The 18643-nt window shown below is 48.9% G+C and carries 18 protein-coding genes; 16 read left to right on the forward strand and 2 right to left on the reverse strand.

Annotation, left to right across the window (positions count from 1 at the left end; translation table 11 throughout):
• Nucleotides 1-263 precede the first annotated feature (263 nt).
• On the reverse strand, nucleotides 264-3728 hold the full coding sequence (locus CLV58_RS24225) for a relaxase/mobilization nuclease domain-containing protein (protein WP_146141528.1): 3465 nt from the start codon (nucleotides 3726-3728) through the stop codon (nucleotides 264-266).
• A 127-nt stretch (nucleotides 3729-3855) separates the two neighbouring features.
• Nucleotides 3856-4368 (reverse strand): hypothetical protein, encoded by a 513-nt coding sequence (locus CLV58_RS24230; protein ID WP_106140422.1) that lies wholly within the window; start codon nucleotides 4366-4368, stop codon nucleotides 3856-3858.
• Between the two features lie 1208 nt (nucleotides 4369-5576).
• On the opposite strand from CLV58_RS24230, the gene CLV58_RS24235 reads away from it, so the two are divergent.
• The 16 genes from CLV58_RS24235 (at nucleotide 5577) to CLV58_RS24305 (ending at nucleotide 18637) form a co-directional block, all read left to right on the forward strand.
• Nucleotides 5577-6314 (forward strand): ParA family protein, encoded by a 738-nt coding sequence (locus CLV58_RS24235; RefSeq protein ID WP_170108786.1) that lies wholly within the window; start codon nucleotides 5577-5579, stop codon nucleotides 6312-6314.
• 23 nt (nucleotides 6315-6337) lie between these two features.
• Nucleotides 6338-6943 (forward strand): hypothetical protein, encoded by a 606-nt coding sequence (locus tag CLV58_RS24240; protein WP_106140424.1) that lies wholly within the window; start codon nucleotides 6338-6340, stop codon nucleotides 6941-6943.
• 32 nt (nucleotides 6944-6975) lie between these two features.
• On the forward strand, nucleotides 6976-7977 hold the full coding sequence (locus tag CLV58_RS24245; RefSeq protein WP_106140425.1) for a hypothetical protein: 1002 nt from the start codon (nucleotides 6976-6978) through the stop codon (nucleotides 7975-7977).
• Between the two features lie 98 nt (nucleotides 7978-8075).
• Complete coding sequence (locus tag CLV58_RS24250; protein ID WP_106140426.1) at nucleotides 8076-8405, forward strand: DUF4134 domain-containing protein; 330 nt, start codon at nucleotides 8076-8078, stop codon at nucleotides 8403-8405.
• 111 nt (nucleotides 8406-8516) lie between these two features.
• Nucleotides 8517-8819 (forward strand): DUF4134 family protein, encoded by a 303-nt coding sequence (locus tag CLV58_RS24255; protein WP_106140427.1) that lies wholly within the window; start codon nucleotides 8517-8519, stop codon nucleotides 8817-8819.
• Between the two features lie 9 nt (nucleotides 8820-8828).
• The gene (locus CLV58_RS24260) at nucleotides 8829-9185 is read left to right on the forward strand and encodes a DUF4133 domain-containing protein (RefSeq protein ID WP_106140428.1); all 357 of its coding nucleotides are present in this window, start codon (nucleotides 8829-8831) and stop codon (nucleotides 9183-9185) included.
• Nucleotides 9182-11677, forward strand: coding sequence for a TraG family conjugative transposon ATPase (locus CLV58_RS24265; RefSeq protein WP_106140429.1), 2496 nt, complete (start codon nucleotides 9182-9184; stop codon nucleotides 11675-11677). Before CLV58_RS24260 ends, CLV58_RS24265 begins: the two co-directional genes overlap by 4 nt.
• 53 nt (nucleotides 11678-11730) lie before the next feature.
• Entirely contained in the window at nucleotides 11731-12693 is a 963-nt protein-coding gene (locus CLV58_RS24270) for a hypothetical protein (RefSeq protein ID WP_106140430.1), read from the forward strand.
• Nucleotides 12690-13577: a hypothetical protein gene (locus CLV58_RS24275; protein WP_146141529.1), complete on the forward strand. Its 888-nt coding sequence runs from the start codon at nucleotides 12690-12692 to the stop codon at nucleotides 13575-13577. The genes CLV58_RS24270 and CLV58_RS24275 overlap by 4 nt, the downstream gene beginning before the upstream one ends.
• A 6-nt stretch (nucleotides 13578-13583) precedes the next feature.
• On the forward strand, nucleotides 13584-14636 hold the full coding sequence (locus CLV58_RS24280; RefSeq protein WP_106140432.1) for a TraJ family protein: 1053 nt from the start codon (nucleotides 13584-13586) through the stop codon (nucleotides 14634-14636).
• Nucleotides 14637-14659: 23 nt separating this feature from the next.
• Nucleotides 14660-15328 (forward strand): conjugative transposon protein TraK, encoded by a 669-nt coding sequence (gene traK, locus CLV58_RS24285; protein ID WP_106140433.1) that lies wholly within the window; start codon nucleotides 14660-14662, stop codon nucleotides 15326-15328.
• The gene (locus CLV58_RS28185) at nucleotides 15325-15696 is read left to right on the forward strand and encodes a hypothetical protein (RefSeq protein ID WP_146141530.1); all 372 of its coding nucleotides are present in this window, start codon (nucleotides 15325-15327) and stop codon (nucleotides 15694-15696) included. The genes traK and CLV58_RS28185 overlap by 4 nt, the downstream gene beginning before the upstream one ends.
• A 19-nt stretch (nucleotides 15697-15715) precedes the next feature.
• The gene (traM, locus tag CLV58_RS24290; protein ID WP_106140434.1) at nucleotides 15716-17005 is read left to right on the forward strand and encodes a conjugative transposon protein TraM; all 1290 of its coding nucleotides are present in this window, start codon (nucleotides 15716-15718) and stop codon (nucleotides 17003-17005) included.
• A 78-nt stretch (nucleotides 17006-17083) separates the two neighbouring features.
• The gene (traN, locus tag CLV58_RS24295) at nucleotides 17084-18049 is read left to right on the forward strand and encodes a conjugative transposon protein TraN (protein WP_106140435.1); all 966 of its coding nucleotides are present in this window, start codon (nucleotides 17084-17086) and stop codon (nucleotides 18047-18049) included.
• A gap of 3 nt (nucleotides 18050-18052) precedes the next feature.
• The gene (locus CLV58_RS24300) at nucleotides 18053-18292 is read left to right on the forward strand and encodes a hypothetical protein (RefSeq protein ID WP_106140436.1); all 240 of its coding nucleotides are present in this window, start codon (nucleotides 18053-18055) and stop codon (nucleotides 18290-18292) included.
• 108 nt (nucleotides 18293-18400) lie between these two features.
• Nucleotides 18401-18637 carry a conjugal transfer protein TraO gene (locus CLV58_RS24305; RefSeq protein WP_170108787.1) on the forward strand — a complete coding sequence of 79 codons (237 nt, stop codon included), beginning with the start codon at nucleotides 18401-18403 and terminating at the stop codon, nucleotides 18635-18637.
• Nucleotides 18638-18643 lie beyond the last annotated feature (6 nt).

Below are 18643 nucleotides of genomic sequence, written 5' to 3' on the forward strand. Positions count from 1 at the left end.
TACAATTGCAAAAATCAATATGATAAGCCAATGTTTGTGGCTTTAACATTAATAGATTCTATCAATCGGGAAATGTTAGCATGACACACTGTATGGCCATCTGCCTGCACGGACGGATTTGGCTTAATTTTAACAATGCTGCTAATATAAATCTTATTTCAGCGATTGATTAAGTCAATTATTTTATGAACGCGATTCGCCCTATAGTGGCGGTATAGTGCCGTTACTATCGGGCGAATCGCGTTCCCAATTAGGACAATTGGTTAACGGAGTTTTGGCCGGTGACGGGGTTCAGAATGACCCGGTCGGCGTTTTTTGGGACGCTCCTGACTGGTATCCATTCCATCGGTGATCGCTTTGCCCAGGTTGTCGGTTGACTGAGTAGTCTCTACATCAGCTAACCGCTCGGTTTGAACACGATCCCCCTCAGGCCGGTTGTTAACCGACACGCTACTCTCGACAACCAGCGGTCCATTGGTCCGGCTCAGCCGTTCCAGCATGGCTTGGGGCTGACCACTGAGTGATTGCCACTCGACTGATTTGCCGGCAAGTTTATGAACGAACTCAGCAATGGCCTCTGCTTTACCCCCGTCGATGAGTGCAGCCAGTCGGACCATAGTTCGACCGCGTTCGCTGGTCTGCTGCTGAATCTGATCGGCAAGGGCAGGTAACGGCAGGTCTGCCACGATTAGACGTACCGGGTTAACTAGCGTAACAAAGGTGGCTGGAGGGCTGGCTGGGTGCCCCAAGCGCAGCCCTCCAGCTGCATCGACGTAAGTGATGAGTCCCCGTTGATACAGCCAGGTGACCGGGTAAGGCGGAGCTTCCTGCATCGTTTTCATCAACCGATCAACACGTAGCTGATTCAGACGTAGACACAGCGCATCCCAGTCCTGAGCCGGGGTGAGCTGCCGTACCCGGTTTGCGTTGATAGTTGACCAGTCAATACCTGCCGGTAGAGCTGAAATGGGTTTACCTATCGCCAGATATTCGTACAACTGCCGCTCCGATCGGCTTAACGTACCCTGTTTATCGTTGGTCGGTTGTAACGGAGGTGTCAGGAGCAAATTCAGCGTCGTTTTTTCTATGGACACCCGTATACGGCTGTCGCCCTTCTGCGATAATACCCCACCCTGATCACCTATCCGGGTCAGTTGCAGGCCCATTGCCGTTAGCCACTCCAGCCGCTGTACGATGGGTAAGCGGCTCTGGCTGATCCGAGCGAGTAAATTCCGGCTAAGGATTTCGAATGCCTGCTGATCGGATTGCTGTCGATTGGGTAACTGATCTATCCGTTTTTGTTGAAATTGACTCACCCAATTTTCAGCCAGCTGCCGGCTGATTCCTGCTGGTATGTTCAAGCCTGACGCAGATGCGCCCGGTTCACAAAGTAGACTCACTAAACGCGCCGTAGGAAACCCAGCCGGTGTCGCCAGTAGACTGCTCTCGTAGCGGATCTGCTGACTGGTTCGGTAAGCCAATAAATCCGCGTTCAGGATGCGTTCGACATTGGCTGGTAGCCCTGTCCGGCTAGTTTCTCCAGCCGTAGTGGTAGATCGGCCGTCAACTGGAGTTTTTACTGGTATCTGGTTAAGCTGGTCATTGAGGTAACGAATCCGCCCTTTCTGATCAAGGCCGGCGGCTGCGGGAAACTGCTGGTTGAAGTCGGATAATACAGACTGTAGCTGCTGCCGTTGCCGTTCGCTGGCAGGCTGGTCGAGTGTTTGGTTGTAGCGGATTAATAGCCGTCCGGCCTGGCTTGTCAATTTATCTACTGCCTGCCCATAACTAGCCTGCAATGGGGCTGTTTTTAAAAGTTGCTGCACTTCTTCCGGCAGGGGTACGTGGCTACTTTGAGGAGTGGCGTAAAATCCGATCCGTTGGTCCCCAGCGGGGCCGCTGATGACCATGCCCCGTTGATAGTAGTAGCCAGGCCACAGGCGTTGTTGATCAGGTCGGTTAAGGGATAGCTGGGTGAGGTAATGCTGGTTCAGCGATTGACTCACGTGGGCGAACTGTGCAGCGGGCAGTATGGACCGCAACAGGGCTACATTGACTTGGCTGATACCGGTTCCTTTCAGCGGCTGGCCGGTAGCGGCCGCCAGTAGGACGGTTCGCTCTTCTTTGGAAAAGGGCCGGCCAAGGGCTACTTTTTGTTGACTGCTGCTTTTCAGCAAATTCGTATGTTGAGTGTCTGTCAACTCGTAGCGATATTCCGCCCCGTGCTGGTGAACCAAACCATATTTACCCGTTTTATCAAGGGTCAGTGTAAGGTTCAGTGCTGACAATAATTGCAGGCGGCTTTCAGGGTGAATGGGTGTTTGGCTGACCAGATCCAGATATGCCTGGCTCGTCTTCTCGAAATAGTCGGTTTCCCGGCTACGGATGTCAGCAAGCTGACTTTGTTTGTGGCGTTCAAATTCGGTGACAGCCAACCGTGCCTGTGTTTCACTGCGCCCTGCTGCCTGCAATGTATCGATCAGGGGCTGGACCGGAAAGTTACGAATGAGCTGACTTTCGAAAAATACGTTATGCCGTTGTTTGTAGTCTTGGTAGTGGCCAGACACCATTCGCCCTAACTCAGCCCGCTGGCGGTCGGTTAACGGGGCCGTTGACTCTACGGAAGGTATGGGGCGTGCTGGCGCAACAACCGCTTCGGGCGCACTACGCTGCTCTACTGGTGTATGAATAACGCTGACGTCGGCGAACCGGTTGTTGAGGAAAGCCCGGCTGTAGGGCTTTCCTAGATCCGACTCGCTGTAAACCGTGCGGTGGGTATGATCGACGTAATAGAATTGCTTTCCGGTATCTAGCAGTTGAATACCGGCCTGCCGTAGTGTCTGCGCGTAGTCGGCCTGGCTGATACTGGCGAACGCCTGTAGTTTGCCGTCGATGGTTTTTCGTACGGCCGGTTCATGAAGTAGCTTCTTTTTCTGACCACTTTTGAGCCGGTTCTGGATTTTTTCGTACGTCGGGGCAAATGAGTAAGTCGAAGCTTTGATGGATGGGCTCAGGGGCCGCTCGCCATTGGTAAGCTGAAAACTGATCCCATGCCAGTCCGCTCCCCCGGATCGTTTGCCCTGACTGACGTTGACCTGCACATTGTAGCTGGCCAAAAACTGAGCAAACTCGTCGAGCCTTGAAAAATTGTAGTCTTTCAAGGCTGTTTGAACGACATTACCAATTGCTTTTTTTGTTTGTTCTTTACCGTAATGAATTGCGTTTTCCGGTAGCGTACTGGAAATACTCAGAACCTTTTCCTGATCCTCGGCTTTAATGAGTTTGTAGTTTATTTCGATGTCTTTTCGGATTGCATTAGATCGGTATTTTTCGTTGGAATCAGAAATACGTTTGCCATCTTCATCAACTGTTACACTTACAATGTGCATATGAGGATGAGCAGTATCTTCGTGACGATATACCAGATAAGGCTGCTCACCGTAGTTCATGCGCTGCATCCATTCACCAGCAATCTTTATCATCTTCTCGTCGCTTATATCCTCGCTGGGATGAAACGCAATAGGAACGTGGAGGGCTGATTGAGTTACGCGCGGATTAAGACCTGCCTGCGCCTGTAACAATCCGACTTTTGCCCGTAAGGATAACTCATCAGCAGGTGCATAATAGTTGGGTGCACCGATTAAACGGGCTTCTCCTTGTTCAACTTTATTTTCGTTATAGCGAACGGCTCCTGATACATTTTTTCCTTTATTAATTCGGACAATCATAGTCAAGAATATCGCAAAAAAATAAAACAGATTATTAAGAACTTTAAAGTACAAAAAAAGCAAAAATATCTGAATGTGTTTTTGACTTAGTAAGCACTTTTTTGTATCTTTTAGTAGTAATTATGTTCTATTTTAGTTTACTGGCAAACTCTGCTAGACGAATAATAAGCTGCTTCAACTCGTCAGTACTTTCAGCTAATTCATTATGAAATTGCTTATACTTCTCAACCTCATCAATTAATTTCTTTGAGACAGGTAAGCTGTTAATGCGCTTGACGGATTGGTTATAATTTGTACTCATAGACCCAAGATGAGATGCAAGTTTTCGAACGTCTTGGATCAATTGAAGTTGTAAGTCATTATCCGTTATGGCTGACCGTACATGTGATCCTGGCCCGTCAAGCTGGCAACGTTTCTTCACAAATTCGGACAAACTCAATCGCTGGTGAAAGAAACAGTACTCCTTGAATAGTCGACGTAGCAGCGTGTCTTCACGCTCGTCGAGGTAAACTTTCACGACGGATTCCTTACGTACGGCGTCCGGTTTTGCACGGCGTCCGCCGTACGAACGCCGTACTTTCGGTTTCGATTCTTCCGTAGGTTTATCGGTTGTCGATTCACTTTTTTGAACTGGTTGCATAATGATGTATCCAAACTGTAATCAAGCTTTGTATTGTTTCGCAGCGATGCCTTAGCTCGCTGCGCTGGCCCATTTACTCCGAATGGCTTAGCCTTCGGAGTAAATGGGTAGTGTTACCCCCGGAGGGCAAGATCGTTGAGAGGGACTGGAAAATGAAAATCGACAGATTTCTATTTTTCGGGCCCGAACAACACATCTTGCTCTTTCCAAATTTGGAAAGCATTGACCGCGTGCGGTGGCGTCTCTTGCCCGGTGATAAAGTACGTCTTTTTAATTGATTCTATCAACTGATAAACTGAATTTTATATTATTCTATACAGATTACAATCAGCCACAAAATATATAACCCAATGATTATCAGAACATAATCAATATATCCGTTTGTGCCCGTGTAAGTGTGCGTTAAGCCAGACAATACAGGATGTTGAGAAATTGACTTATTCCGGGATCTGAAGACGGTTCCATTGTGAGTAGGCTGGCTGCTGAGCTAGTACCTAGACGGGCGACTGGAAGCGAGTTAGAAGCGTAGTGTAAGTGACGGACATTGATCCCAGCGTTGGATCAATCTAATACTAATCAGCAACTGGCGCAGATCGGCTGCGTTTTATGTAAAAAGCTAGGAAGAAAATGGGGTAATTCAGAAAATCTGTTTTACACGAAATGTAGACATAACTATCTTATATTCAGTAATTTATAAAGAAGCCTTTGGATTGATCCAACTTGGCAGTTTGACAAACAAACAAATTGCCAAAGCATTGTATAAAACACTAATTTGTTTGTTTGTCTGATATACAAATAAATATATATTTTATTTAATAAATGCAAATGGCTTTATATATCTAATTAAAACATATGGCAAATTGTATGACAGATAGACAAATAGAATGACACACTACTTGTGATAGAAATTAATAAGCATGTAAAGTATCTGGCATCTAACTACGCAGGCATAATCTTTTACAAAATAAAAACTAACTAAGCATATATATAACTTTTCAAATAAAATCAGTATTATTTATATAATGTGTGAAATTATACTTTATATAAAATGTCAATTTTTTTAATAAATGTTTTATGAGCTAATATTCTGTATATCACTTGTTTGACTAAAATATTTAATATGATATATATATTAGATATACATTTTATGTTGTATATGAGAAATGTTTGTAGGTATTTTGGGTGTACCATATCTAACAATATCAAGCATGAACGATCAAGAAAAACTCCAGGCTCTGGCCGATTCACTACCTGCTGGTAGTCCCCCACAAGTAATTACGATTGCATCTCAAAAGGGGGGTGTCGGTAAAACGACATTAACCATGCTTACGGCTACTTATTTATATGCGCTTGGTATGCGAATTATGGTTATTGACGCTGACAAACCTCAGCATAGCATCCATAAAATGAGACTTAAGGAATTGAACGATCTCAACGGGGATGCTGCGCTGAAAGCAGTTTATGATGAAAAGGGATTATCTCCCTATAAGATTATTGAGAGTTCAATTGATGAAGCTGGTAATGTGTTACCGATTATAATAGATTCTGGTCAGTTTGACTACATTTTTTTAGACCTACCGGGAACGCTGAATGTAGCCGGCATGAGTGTCCTTGCTTCGCATATTGATAAGTTAATCATCCCAATGGAACAGGACCAGAAAACGTTTGCATCAGGCTTCGAGACGGTTGCATTTTACCGGTCCATTAAACCCGAAATTCCAATTGGTCTGCTGTGGAATCGTATAAAGCCAAGCGAGTCCAAAACGTTTATGAAGGCAGTAAATGATCATGCAAGTATGAATGTCGGTTTGCATATCTTAAATACAGTCTTTTTTGATCGAGTTACGCTAAAACGGAGTAGTTCAACTCTACATCCAAGCGATGATGAACTACTTGTTAATTTTATCCGTGAGCTGATTAGTGAAGGCGGCTTTTTGCACATTTAATCAATCAGTAATCGAAACGTTTTATGGCAAAATCAAATACGGGAGCAAATCCCAATGACATAGGTGGGATGTTGGGGGCTATGAATCAGTCGACTTCGATGAGCGACTTCATCAAAGAAATAAAGAGTGATTCACCCGAAAAAAAAACGGAAGAACAAAGTAAACCGGTATCTGAAAACGCTCCCACCCCCTCCCCCCCTCCTGGGCAACAAAATGCTACACCAGTTCATTGTTCATCTCCCCAAAAAATAGGGATCAGTCTTTCAGTTAAACAATCGGAGACAGATGATGAACAAGAACCTGACCTTACTCACTCTACTGGTGTAAAGGATAGGACTGGCGTGGATACTTCCCTTTCGCTAGTGTCTCAAACGGCCGATGAATTTTGTACAATGAATCTCCAGATGAAGTCGATGGCTAATGGAGGTCTAAAGCATATAAATATTTCCCCCCGTCTGCACAACATTCTCTCGATGCTGGCAGAGTACACCGAGAACATTGGTGCTCCTGTTCCGATGCAAACCATTCTCGATAACGTGCTTTCCCGGTACTTTAAAGCCAATGAAAAGGCGTTGCGAACGATCAATCGGCGGAATCTTAAATCGAAGGAAGATCGATTCGATTTGTAGCTATCACCCACTTACTCTAAACTGATCAAGTTATGCTTTTTGGACTGCTTACTGGCATACTGGTAGTAACGCATATTATACCCCTGCTACTGATTGTTGCTGCTATTCTGTGGATTGCATTACTACTTTTCGACAAGATAGTCCCCTACCTGCCGCTGCCGAATAAAGACGTTCCGCCCCCTATCTCTGCTCCTACCGCTCTGACCCCAGTCAAGCCAGCTAAATCGACGTCCATACTGGGAGCTACTAAAACTCGAATCGCTCCTATCCCTACTACCAAGACAGCCGAATTAGCAGATGATAAGTCAGTCCCGCTGCCAGCCGGTGCTGTTGACAGACAAGAACAGGACAAGCAAACTGGCGTCAAGAGCGAGAAACCCGAGACAACAGCTTATGATAACTCCAATCCGTTCCGGGCTACTACAATTCCTGGCTCAACCAGTACGGGCAAATCAACAATTGTAGTCGATAATTCAACCAGTGAAGAAAAGCAGCAGAAAGGACAAGACGATGTTTCGTCAGTCGAATCAGACGATGATGAGAAAGAACCCGGCTTTGACGACCTAGATCCCACCGATCCCGTCATTCCGGCAACGATGGCATCCCAATTGCCTCCGCCCCCTGCAATTGAATATGAGCCGCTGCACATGGACCCTGACGCTGTACAGCACTATCCTTTAAGTTCACTTGATTCTGGCCAGGTCGACCCACCCTCACACCCTGTCGAACAGTACGCCCGGCGACTAAAAACCGTTCGGACGGCAGCTTTCGACATCGCCCGTGTTGTGCGTAACAAGCAACGTAATCAGTCTGCCGAACAACTTTCCACTCAATTTTTGGGCCTCATTGAGCACTATCAATTACTGGCCGATATGAACGTCAAGCGAATCATCGACCAAGCTCACGAGCGTAGTCGTCAGACCTACGACGAACACATCGAACTTTTTTTCAGAATTCAGAATGCCTGTATCTCCGGTGAACTTGAACCCGCTGAGGATGAAACTGATGATGAAAGGGAAGGGAATCACAGTTAACTGTAATTTCAGATCGTCAATATATTTTTTATATATTTTTAAATTGGTAATTTCGACTGTTAATTCAAATTTTCAATAAACCAAAGTACGTGTTAAGCATGAACAAGCCCTTGATTTTTCAGAAGTCGGTTCGCGTTGCAGCCATCTTTTTTACCGTCCTGTCGGTCGGTGTTGGTAATGCGTTTGCTCAGACGGTCAGTTCGGCGCTGGGAAATGCCGATACAGAAATACGCAGTTCGTTTACGCCTGTCAGTCGGATCATGTATGCTGTAATGGCGATAATTGGCGTTGTAGGGGCTATTTCTGTGTACGGCAAATGGAGCGCAGGCGATCCTGATACTCGGAAATCAGCAGCGAGCTGGTTTGGTGCGTTGATTTTTGCCGGTCTGGTACTGCTGGTCCTGAAAGCAGTTTTCGGCGTATCGTAAGCCAACAGTACCGGTAAGAACCTGGGTAGGTATAACCGGCCAACGAGTAGTTACCCCCTGAGTAGGTGTCGGCTTTATCTATTATCATTCTGGTACATCCAGCCTCTTCGTATGCGACGTTTTAATCTGAAATTTATATTAATGATCTGCCTTTTAGTTTTCCTTGGACTGCTTACTGCTTATGCGCAGGCGGTAAACGTTGATGCGGCCACAATGGAAGTGTCGGGTGGTTACAGACAGTTCAAGACTTTTTCGAAAGGTGTATCGGCAATATGCGCCTGTGTGGGCGCGATTCGGGTATATAGCAAATTTAGCAGTGGTGATCCGGATATGCGCCGTGGGGTGCTCGTCTGGTTTGGTGCTGCCTTATTCGCTGCGTTGCTGCCAAGTGTGCTGGATGCACTGTTTCGTTAACAAACGATCATGTATCTAATCAACAAAGGAGTAGATCGACCGCCTGAAGTGCTCGGCATCCGGGGCATGAATTTTCTAATGTTGCTGGCGGGCGGGACGGTAGGAGGGATGATTTTCACGGCCCTGCTGATCGCTGCCCTGGGGCTAAGTCCACTGTATACCTTCGGGGCATTCCTGGTGTCAGTAATGATTGGCTACCAAAACCTGGTGCGCTACTCGAAAAAATACGGCGAACGGGGGCTGATCAAATTTCAGGCCCGCAACCGGGTTCCGGGCGTAATTATGGTTCGTGACGCTGGCCTGTTTCGGTTTGCGGCTCAACCCTCACCCCTCGCACAGAAGAGGACAAAGCGCAGCAAGCAATGAAACGAAGCAGTGAATTACTTGACGTCATGCCGATCTGGCGTGTCGAACGGGATTATATTATCTCGACATACGGCGATTTTACGGCCGTTTACGAATTACAGTTACCAGAACTATTCACGCTGTCATCGACCGTGAACATGGTGGGTGAACAGCGCGTGGAAACAGGCGACTTTCGTGAACTGAATGAAACCTGGGTGAAGGCAATCGGTGTGTTGCCTGATCATGTCATTCTGCACAAACAGGATTGGTTTACAGTCGAGAAGTATGAGCCGCACTACGCTGTGAATACGTACCTCGACAAAGCCAGCGAGCGGCACTTCAACGAGCGGCCCTATCTGGCTCATAAGTGCTATGTATACATTACCAAAACCCACCCACATCGGTCAGCAGTATCATCGCTCAAAACGGCGTTGGTCAGTGGACGACTGCTTCCCAAAGAGGTAATGGACACCCGTAGCCAGGAGGATTTTCTCAACAGTATTGCGCAATTCGAGTCGATACTTACCTCGACGCGTAAAATTACCATGCGCCAGTTACCCGGTACCGAACTGGCTTCTGAGAAAGGTGCGCCTGGTCTGATCGAGCGATACATGAGTTTGCACCCAACCGAACCCATAGTTCCCCTCTGCGACGTACGGATGGGGGATGAGCTGATGGTTGGCCACAAGCAGGTTCGGTTCTTCACGATCGCCGACGTCGATGACCTATCCGAACAGGTATATACCCACAACCGGGTTGAAGCGTTGTCGTCTGAAAATTCGTCGGTGACGGTAGGGTTTGCCACACCCGTATCGCTCATGCTGAACGTCGACCATGTCTACAATCAGTACATTTTTAAGGTCAGTAAACACGACCATTTTCCCAAGCTGGAACAACGGTCGCGGGAAATGACGGCACTGGGCAGCTTCGGTAAGGCCAATCAGTCGAATGCCGCGCTGATCGATGCGTTTCTGGGCTATGCAGCCGATACCGGTTATTCGCCGGTGCGTTGTCATTTCAACCTGATGGTATGGACAGAAGACAAAGCGCAGCTACCTCAGATTCGCCACCAGGTTACCTCGGCCATTGCGCGTATGGGCGTGCGCCCACGTGAGAACTCCAGTGACGGTCCTTTTCTTTTCTGGGCGGGTATTCCCGGCGCGGCTTCCAATCTACCCGATGAAGATAAGTTCTGGACGTTTCTACCGCAGGCCATCTGTATGCTCAATCATGAGTCAGTTACGGCCGATGATTTGTCGACGTTCGGTTTGAAACTGGTTGACCGATTATCGGGTAAACCAGTTCTGGTCGACCTTTCGGACATACCTATGGAGAAAGGGTGGATCTCCAACCGGAATAAGTTTATCGTCGGTCCGTCGGGGTCAGGTAAGTCGTTCTTTACCAACCATGCCCTGCGCAGCTACGTCAATCAGGGATCACACGCGGTGGTCGTCGATGTAGGTGACAGCTACGAGGGCCTATGCCAGCTACTGGGTGGGCGTTACCTGACCTACAAACCAGAATCACCCATCCACTTCAATCCATTTTTTATCGAAAGTCGCCGTTACCCCGACATCGAAAAAATTGAAGCGATCAAAGCACTCCTGTTATCGCTCTGGAAAAAGGAAGAGGACAAATTGACGCGGATTGAAGAAACGGCGTTTTCTCTGACCGTACGCAACTACTTTGACCGCCTGCAAACGGATTTGGACATTGTTCCCTGTTTCAACACGTACTACGAGTATATACGGGACGAGTTTCCGTCAGTGCTCAAGGAAAAAGGGATTCAGGATCATCATTTTGACTACAAAGGCTTCATGCTGACGATGGAACCTTTCTATAAAGGGGGTGAGTACGATTACCTGCTCAACAGTGAGGAAAACCTTGATTTAACATCGGTACCGTTCGTTGTTTTTGAGTTGGATAACATCAAGGATCATCCGATCCTGTTTCCAGTGGTGACCATTATCATTATGGACACCTTCATCACCAAGATGCGTCAGCTCAAAGGTACTCGTAAGATCATCCTGATCGAGGAAGCCTGGAAGGCGATCATGAAGCAGGGGATGGCCGAATACATCAAGTACCTCTACAAGACGGTACGTAAGCACTTCGGTGAGGCCTGGATTGTCACCCAGGAAGTTGATGACATCATTAATTCGCCGATTGTTCGGGGATCGATCATTAACAACGCGGATACAAAAATTCTGCTTGACCAGCGTAAGTACCAAAACAAATTCACTGAAGTAAAAACCTTTCTGGCGCTTACCGAACGGGACAAGAACCTGGCCCTGTCGCTCAACCGGGATAATGACCCCGCCCGGCGCTACAAAGAAGTATTCGTTAGCTACGGGGGTCAGCACAGCGCCGTCTACGGCGTCGAGGTCTCGCGCCCCGAGTACTTTGCCTTCACCACGGAACAGCGGGAGAAAACGCAAATCACCAGCCGTACCGCAGCCAATGGCGGCAACGTTGAGCTGGCCATTCGGGATTACATCGATTCGCAGCCGTAGCACGGCTGGCAGTTAAAGGGTCATAGTATTTATCCATGTTAAACCAAAGTTCTATGAAACGATTGATCTGGGGCTGTTGCCTACTGATTTTGTTGTTGGGAAGCGGAACCACGGGCCGGGGACAGGCTGGGTATACGCCCTTGGTTACGCAAACCGGCACTGACGCCGACGACAAACCTATTTTCGAGGTTAAATTCAGTGACGGAACAACGAATGTCGTTGTTGGACAGGATGCGCTGAGTCAACTGATGACCAGTTACGCACAGGGCGTTGCCCTCTCGCTCGGAAGTGGTGGAACTCCCCCCTTCGTTCCGGGACCTACCGGTATCGGTGGCGGGCTACTCAATGCGCTGGACAGTGAACTGAGCAACGTACTGGGAATCGATGCCAATTCGATTATGTCAGGCTTGCAGGCGCAGATTAACGAGCTGGCGGCTTCGCTGATTTCGTCGGTCGTCGATGCTTCTCCAATTGGCGAGGTTGAGACGATGAAAGATATGATGAAGGATGCCTACACCAAACAGCAAAAGATTCAATACCAAGCCCTAAAGCTGCAACTGGGTGAGAAAAAGGCGAATACTGAACTCTCATCCTCTTTCATCAAGTACTACAATACACTTGATCTGCCCGCCCAATTAAAACGGGTGACCCATCAGGTCGACGCTATCAACCGGCTGGCGGGTAGTCAGCTATTTTCAGCCAGCGAACGGCAGGGAATCAGTAGCGCGCTGAGTCAGGTATCAGATACATCTGATCTGGAAGATGATGTTCGTTCGGCTTGCAACCTCAATGGGGAAAGCGTCTGGATGAGCGAAGCCGAGCGGGTTAACGTGCTTGATGCAGCCAGAGATCAGATTATTCGCCGGCAGCAAATGCTTAATACGTTCCGGGTGAATTTGTCAAATGCTTACGTCGCCCGCACCCGGCAGATAGCCCGCAATAAGAGTATGGCGGGAATGTTCAAAGACAACAGCACACTGAACAGGTACGTCAAAACCACTAAAAAATCGCTATGATGGTTTCTATTGATAATTTTCGTCGGGGAGGGCTTCTAATCGGCCTGTATTTGCTGACTCGTTGCGCCTGGGCTCAAATGCCGCCCGTCAACACACTATATCCATCGACCAGCGATCCGGTCGGTTTAGAGCAGCAGATCGATCAGCTCATTCAGGAACAGTCAGGGTCGATTATGAACGGATTGCAGGGATACGGCTTCAACTTCGGTAAAGCGATCGAGCAGAAAATCCTCGACGAAGTGATGTCCGGCATTGCCAGTGCTGTCGTCTACGCGCCCATCGCCGAAAAAATTCTGACTGCTTACCAGAAGCAGAAGAATAACAGTCTGGCACAGCAGCTTGGACAGGTTAAAAACGTGGCTAAAGCAGGACTGAACAACCAGCTGAAAATACAATATCAAGACCTCAAGCTGGCCTATGAGAAAGCCAAATACAACGCTGTTGAATCGCGTATGTTCAATGGGAGCAAAACCGAGCTGTTTGCCAACAAACAAACCGACGGACTGTATGGGAACTACGTCGGCGTGGTGGACGAGTTTTATAAGTCACAGGCCCAACACGATATGCTTCGCCAGGACGACAAGTACATGGGCTATTACGTCATCGGAACGGCCGCAACATTGGCCGGCACCGACGATATGAAGGCTAAAATGGCGATGGCAAAACGTACCTACCAACCGGGCAGTTCGTCGGGGGAGGTAACCCAGACGAGTGCGTATGATCGGATCATGCTCAAGCAGCAGATCCGTGATCAGGCTTTACGTCAGCAGGCCGGGCTGTATAGTATGCAGGGCCTGACGAGGGCCAACATCCTTAACAAGCAGCGACAGTTACAGCGTAAACGCTACAGCCAGACCATCAAGCTACCTTCCCAAAATCTGTAACGCTGTATGCTGACACTTCTGTTAATGGCTCCCGACTCCATTGAGTCGGCCCTGGACACGCTGCTGACAACGATGTATGGACAGTCTTCGTCGTTCATCAACTTAGGCAAAGCATTGGGGGGCTTCGGCTCAATCATGTACCTGTTTTACCGAATATGGGGTCACATGGCCCGAAATGAAGAAATCGACGTGTTTCCCCTGTTGCGACCGGTGGCACTGGCCTTGTGCCTGATGTTTTACACGTCCCTGTCAGGGGGTATCGTTTCGCTGAGCCAGAAACTCGATGAGGGCACGCAATCGCTGATGACGAGCCAGCAATCAACGGTTACGCAGTTGAATAAGCAGAAAGACGACCTGCTGAAACAGCGTAGGAACGACCTATATCAGATTAACCCGGATCTGAACGGTGACGGTGAAATGAGCTGGTACGATACAATGTCGAGCTGGGTGACGGGTAGTGCCGTGGCAACGTATCTGGGTAACGCTACGGAATACTATATATCGAAGTATTTCGATGAAGCGCTTAAGTGGCTGGGGGAAATCCTGTACGATACGGCAAGTATCGCGATTAAATTCCTCCAGACGTTTTTCCTGCTGGTGCTCATCATCACCGGCCCGATCACATTCGGGCTTGCCTGTTTCGAGTGGTTCTACGGCGGGCTGGCCGCCTGGCTGGGCCGGGTAATTCACCTGTTGCTGTGGCTGCCATTAACCAACCTATTGGGGGGTATGCTGGAGCAGGTTCATATTGTCATGTTGCGTCAGGATATTCTGCAACTTCAGAATACCCCAGCTGACGAGTTTACATCCCTGGATTTCGGCCTGGTCGCCTTTTACCTGCTGGGCACGGCGGGTTACCTAATGATACCCAAAGCGGCCTCGTGGATCGTCGAATCGACCGGAGCAGGCGGTGCTGTCGGCTCGTTGCAACAAGGTCTCAGGACGGCTGGTGCTGCGGCTGGCTCGGTGGCAGGTGCTGGTATGGGTTCTGCCCGTATGGCCAGCAAGGCAGGTTCGGGCATGGCATCACTAGGCAGTCGACTAACCAACAAGATTTAACCGTTCAACTAATTACCTACGCAATGAATGCCAATTATTTCAGGACGCTGGGTAGCGTCGAATCATCCTTCAAGCTGTTGCGGATCGTTATGCTATCCATTATTGTGGCCGTACTGCTGTTTGCGGCTGTTATCGCTTACTGGGCTTTCAATTCCGTCGAGGCTTCACGTCAGCGGGTTTACGTCATGGACAACGGCAAGTCGATCATGCTGGCGTTGGCACAAGACCATAATATCAACCGGCCGGCCGAAGCCAAAGACCACGTGCGCTCGTTTCTCAAGCTGCTCTTCGAGCTGGAACCCGATGAGAAACAGATCGATGCGTCGATTGAACAGGCGACTTATCTGGGTAACAAAGCGTCGGTTGTTCGGCTCTATACAGACCTGAAGGAAAAAGGGTATTACAACCAGCTGATTCAGGGTGACGTACATCAGAAAGTCGAAATCGAACTGAGCGGCATACAAGTCCAGATGGATCAGTCGCCCTACTACTTCCGGGCCAAGGGACGTCAGGTGCTTATCCGATCGACCAACGTTACGGTCCGGAATCTGGACGTGGAAGGGTACCTGATCGACGTGGCCCGGACTGATAATAACCCACACGGCTTTATGGTCGAACGATTCAAGGTACTTGACAACCGGGATATTGAAACCATCGACCGTGCACCTGACTCAGACAAACTCAATTTATGATGGCCCGCCCCGCTCTACTCCTGCACGAGCCCCTGCGCCGGCTCCAGTTCCGCCTGCACCGGCGCTGTCTACGCCTGATTCGCCAGTGGGAAACCAAGCCCTTACTTGTACGCCGATATCAGCTGATTGCGGTAACGCTATTGTTACTGGCGATCTTCTTGCCTTCACTGCTCGACGGAATACGCGGTCTATCTGAATTTGGTAGCCGCAAGCCTGGTCGCGTCACCCGTTTAACCGGTTCATCCCGCGTTCAATTACGCCCGATGGAAGGACTAAATAAAGCCCCTCAACGCTCTGTCACACCGGGTGATACGCATCAGCAACGCACGACGTTGCCATCGCTGGCCCCTCAACCAACCACGCATTAACCGGCTCAGCCATCATTCAATGGAACCTAAAGAAAAACAAACTATCGCCGATCTGTTTCAGAATAAAAAGTTTCTGTACACACTGCCCATCTTTCTGATTGCTATAGCGGGTATCGTCTATTATCTGATGCAGGATACGGCTGCGGCTCCTGCTACGACCCCGTCAGCGCTCAATACCAGTGTGCCTTCCGCACGGCCGGACACGCTGGATCGCTCCAAACTAGGTTTGCAACAAGAAGGGAATCCTGATGGTAGCAATCGATTGCCTACCGGCGATTTTCAATCGAACGTCCCCCAGGGCATCGAGCGGTTGATGTACGATAAATCAGCGACGCCCGTACCTGTTGGCTATCTCAACAGCCAGGGTCGACAGGGAATGGCCATGCCCTACGATACGAACCGGACTCGGCTGCGGAACAGTCGCGCAGGCGGTCTACCAGGCAAGCTCAATCCTAGTCACCAGCGCAACGATAACGGGGTGATGGGCCTTAGCGAGCGGGATAGTCAACTGAATGGTTACGACACCCCACGCAGTCAGGCAGTCGACCCGCAAGTACAGGCCCGTCAACAGGCGGAACTACAGCAAGCCAAACAACAACAGGCCAAACTGCTCAGTTTACTGGAAGAGTATAAAAAGGATAAGCAAATCCGCAAAAAGAACGAGGAGGACAAAACCAAAGTCGATCGGGCTGACCCCGCCGATCCGGTTTCATCATTGAACGGCATTGATCGGGAAAAAGGCAACAATACATTCTACGGCCTCTACACCGACGACAACAAAAAACAGCAGCAGGCCCAACTCGACAAAGAAGTAGGTACGTTTCGGGCGGTTGTGTATGGCGACCAGGACGTGGTTTCCTCGGGTCGGGTGCGGATGCGGTTACTCGAACCGCTTCGGGTACGGGGGGGGATTATCCCGGCTAACACCATCATTTACGGCATTGGCAGCTTTCAGGCTGAACGGGTAGCCGTCAAAATCAGTGGTATTCTGTATCAGAATCACGAACTACCGGTTAACCTGAGTGTCATCGATGAAGATGGTATCCCCGGTATTTATGTTCCCAACATCATCGGTCAAGCCGAAGCTCGGCAGGCCCTGAGCCAGTCCGCGAATGGCATACAGATCAGCACGTATGGCGGTTCTGGCCTTAACCCGGCTACGATGGTCGGTAATTCAGCGGCCACGGCGGCCCTCCAGGGTGCCCGGCAGCTTGTTCAGCGCAAAACGACCATTCAGAAGGCGCACCTGAAGAATAATTATTACATACACCTCAAGTCGACTGATCCAGGCCGGACTGAGCAACAGTAATCCCATTCATCGTCGGGGTCTGTCAGCTTCTGTCTAATATAATTTTTCAATCAAGTATCTATAATTTCTATTAAAAACATGGAAAAAGCGTTTGCCACTGCCGTTGCCCTATCGTTGCTGGGTAGCACCCTGACTAAGGCTCAGGTTGTACCCACTGCCGATTCGAGTGTTCATATGCCGCCCCCGGTAGTCGTGAAAATGGCCCCTGAAATACCAATTAACGATAACAGCGTAATCGGTTCGTATTACATCGAGCTTCCCTTTAACAAAACGGTTTCCATTATTTTCGATTCCCCAGTTCGCTCGGTCGACCTGGGTAGCCGTGACATTATCGCTGACCGGGCGACAGAAGTCGAAAACGTGCTGAAGGTGAAGGCGACCCGGCTAGGCTTCAACGAAACAAACTTCTCAGTTATAACGGCCGATGGCAAGTTTTACTCGTTCGTGGCCAACTACAACGAATCTCCGGGTGTACTGGCCCTCAATCTGGCGGGCAGTAAAGTCGGCAACAGCGAAACGATCTCGCTACAGGCTCGCAATAAGCAAATCAACAGCAACAATCTGCGCGATGGTATCATCCAGTTCGCGGGCGTGAAAGCGACGCAATCTGAAGTGGTTTACAACTGCAACGAGATTATGAAGAAAAAGCGCAACGTACGGCATCTAGGTGTTGAAGCGAACAAAATGGAAGTAGCGGTAAAGAGCGTTTTCATCAAAGACAACGTCCTGTACTACAAAATTGCTCTGGAAAACAAATCGAACATTACTTACGATGTCGACTACGTCCGCTTTTTCGTGGTCGACAAGACCACACCCCGGCGTACCTCGACGCAAGAAATCGAACTTCTGCCCTTTTACATCTACAACGAAGCCATTCGCTCTATCGCTGGAAAACGGGTCGTCGAGCGCGTTTATGCCTTTCAAAAGTTTACAATCCCGGATAACAAACGACTCAAGATTATGGCTGGAGAAATTAACGGTGGTCGTAGCCTGAGTTTTATCATTCGTAATAGCGACATCATGAACGCTGATAAACTGAACTAATTAATGGGCCTTTCTATCATCACCCTTATTATGCTGGCCCTGCTAGCGGGCAACCCTATACTGGCCCAGCGACATATTAAAGGCCAACTGGCGCTGACACCTTATGCCGGCGTGGTTGATCAGTGGCCATCGCTGACTCATCTTAAAGGCGATCAGCGGGGCTACGTTGCCGGACTGGATTTATGCCGGTATACGGAAACGGAGACATACTGGAAGGTAAGCTACCAATACGACATAAAGTAGTACCAGCAGCTTGATCAGATTCTCAGCAGCGAGCGTCACCTGCTCAGCTTCGACTATGCTCCGATTACACGTCACGATCATCGACGCCATTTTTACATCGCCCCACTGGTGGGCGTGGGTTTGGAGCGTATCAATCAGAATCAACCGGAATTGGCGGAGGGTACGATTCTGACGCAGCCGGCGGCTCTCGCCAGTATGCAGCTAGGGCTGGAAGGCGAATTATTCCTGACAGAACGAACGGCATTGTTTGTGGGCCTGCACGAACGCTGGCTACCCTCTTCCAATCTCACTCAGTTTCGGACATATGGGCTAGTTGGCATGCGCTTCTCCTTCTTTAAAAACTAATCGATT

The organism is Spirosoma oryzae, assembly GCF_003002825.1.
Lineage (GTDB): Bacteria > Bacteroidota > Bacteroidia > Cytophagales > Spirosomataceae > Spirosoma > Spirosoma oryzae.

Bases quoted from the DNA above. Each gene is read 5' to 3' on its own strand.
- CLV58_RS24225 (WP_146141528.1), bottom strand. From the start codon at position 3,728: ATGATTGTCCGAATTAATAAAGGAAAAAATGTATCAGGAGCCGTTCGC.
- CLV58_RS24230 (WP_106140422.1), bottom strand. From the start codon at position 4,368: ATGCAACCAGTTCAAAAAAGTGAATCGACAACCGATAAACCTACGGAA.
- CLV58_RS24235 (WP_170108786.1), top strand. From the start codon at position 5,577: ATGAACGATCAAGAAAAACTCCAGGCTCTGGCCGATTCACTACCTGCT.
- CLV58_RS24240 (WP_106140424.1), top strand. From the start codon at position 6,338: ATGGCAAAATCAAATACGGGAGCAAATCCCAATGACATAGGTGGGATG.
- CLV58_RS24245 (WP_106140425.1), top strand. From the start codon at position 6,976: ATGCTTTTTGGACTGCTTACTGGCATACTGGTAGTAACGCATATTATA.
- CLV58_RS24250 (WP_106140426.1), top strand. From the start codon at position 8,076: ATGAACAAGCCCTTGATTTTTCAGAAGTCGGTTCGCGTTGCAGCCATC.
- CLV58_RS24255 (WP_106140427.1), top strand. From the start codon at position 8,517: ATGCGACGTTTTAATCTGAAATTTATATTAATGATCTGCCTTTTAGTT.
- CLV58_RS24260 (WP_106140428.1), top strand. From the start codon at position 8,829: ATGTATCTAATCAACAAAGGAGTAGATCGACCGCCTGAAGTGCTCGGC.
- CLV58_RS24265 (WP_106140429.1), top strand. From the start codon at position 9,182: ATGAAACGAAGCAGTGAATTACTTGACGTCATGCCGATCTGGCGTGTC.
- CLV58_RS24270 (WP_106140430.1), top strand. From the start codon at position 11,731: ATGAAACGATTGATCTGGGGCTGTTGCCTACTGATTTTGTTGTTGGGA.
- CLV58_RS24275 (WP_146141529.1), top strand. From the start codon at position 12,690: ATGATGGTTTCTATTGATAATTTTCGTCGGGGAGGGCTTCTAATCGGC.
- CLV58_RS24280 (WP_106140432.1), top strand. From the start codon at position 13,584: ATGCTGACACTTCTGTTAATGGCTCCCGACTCCATTGAGTCGGCCCTG.
- traK (WP_106140433.1), top strand. From the start codon at position 14,660: ATGAATGCCAATTATTTCAGGACGCTGGGTAGCGTCGAATCATCCTTC.
- CLV58_RS28185 (WP_146141530.1), top strand. From the start codon at position 15,325: ATGATGGCCCGCCCCGCTCTACTCCTGCACGAGCCCCTGCGCCGGCTC.
- traM (WP_106140434.1), top strand. From the start codon at position 15,716: ATGGAACCTAAAGAAAAACAAACTATCGCCGATCTGTTTCAGAATAAA.
- traN (WP_106140435.1), top strand. From the start codon at position 17,084: ATGGAAAAAGCGTTTGCCACTGCCGTTGCCCTATCGTTGCTGGGTAGC.
- CLV58_RS24300 (WP_106140436.1), top strand. From the start codon at position 18,053: ATGGGCCTTTCTATCATCACCCTTATTATGCTGGCCCTGCTAGCGGGC.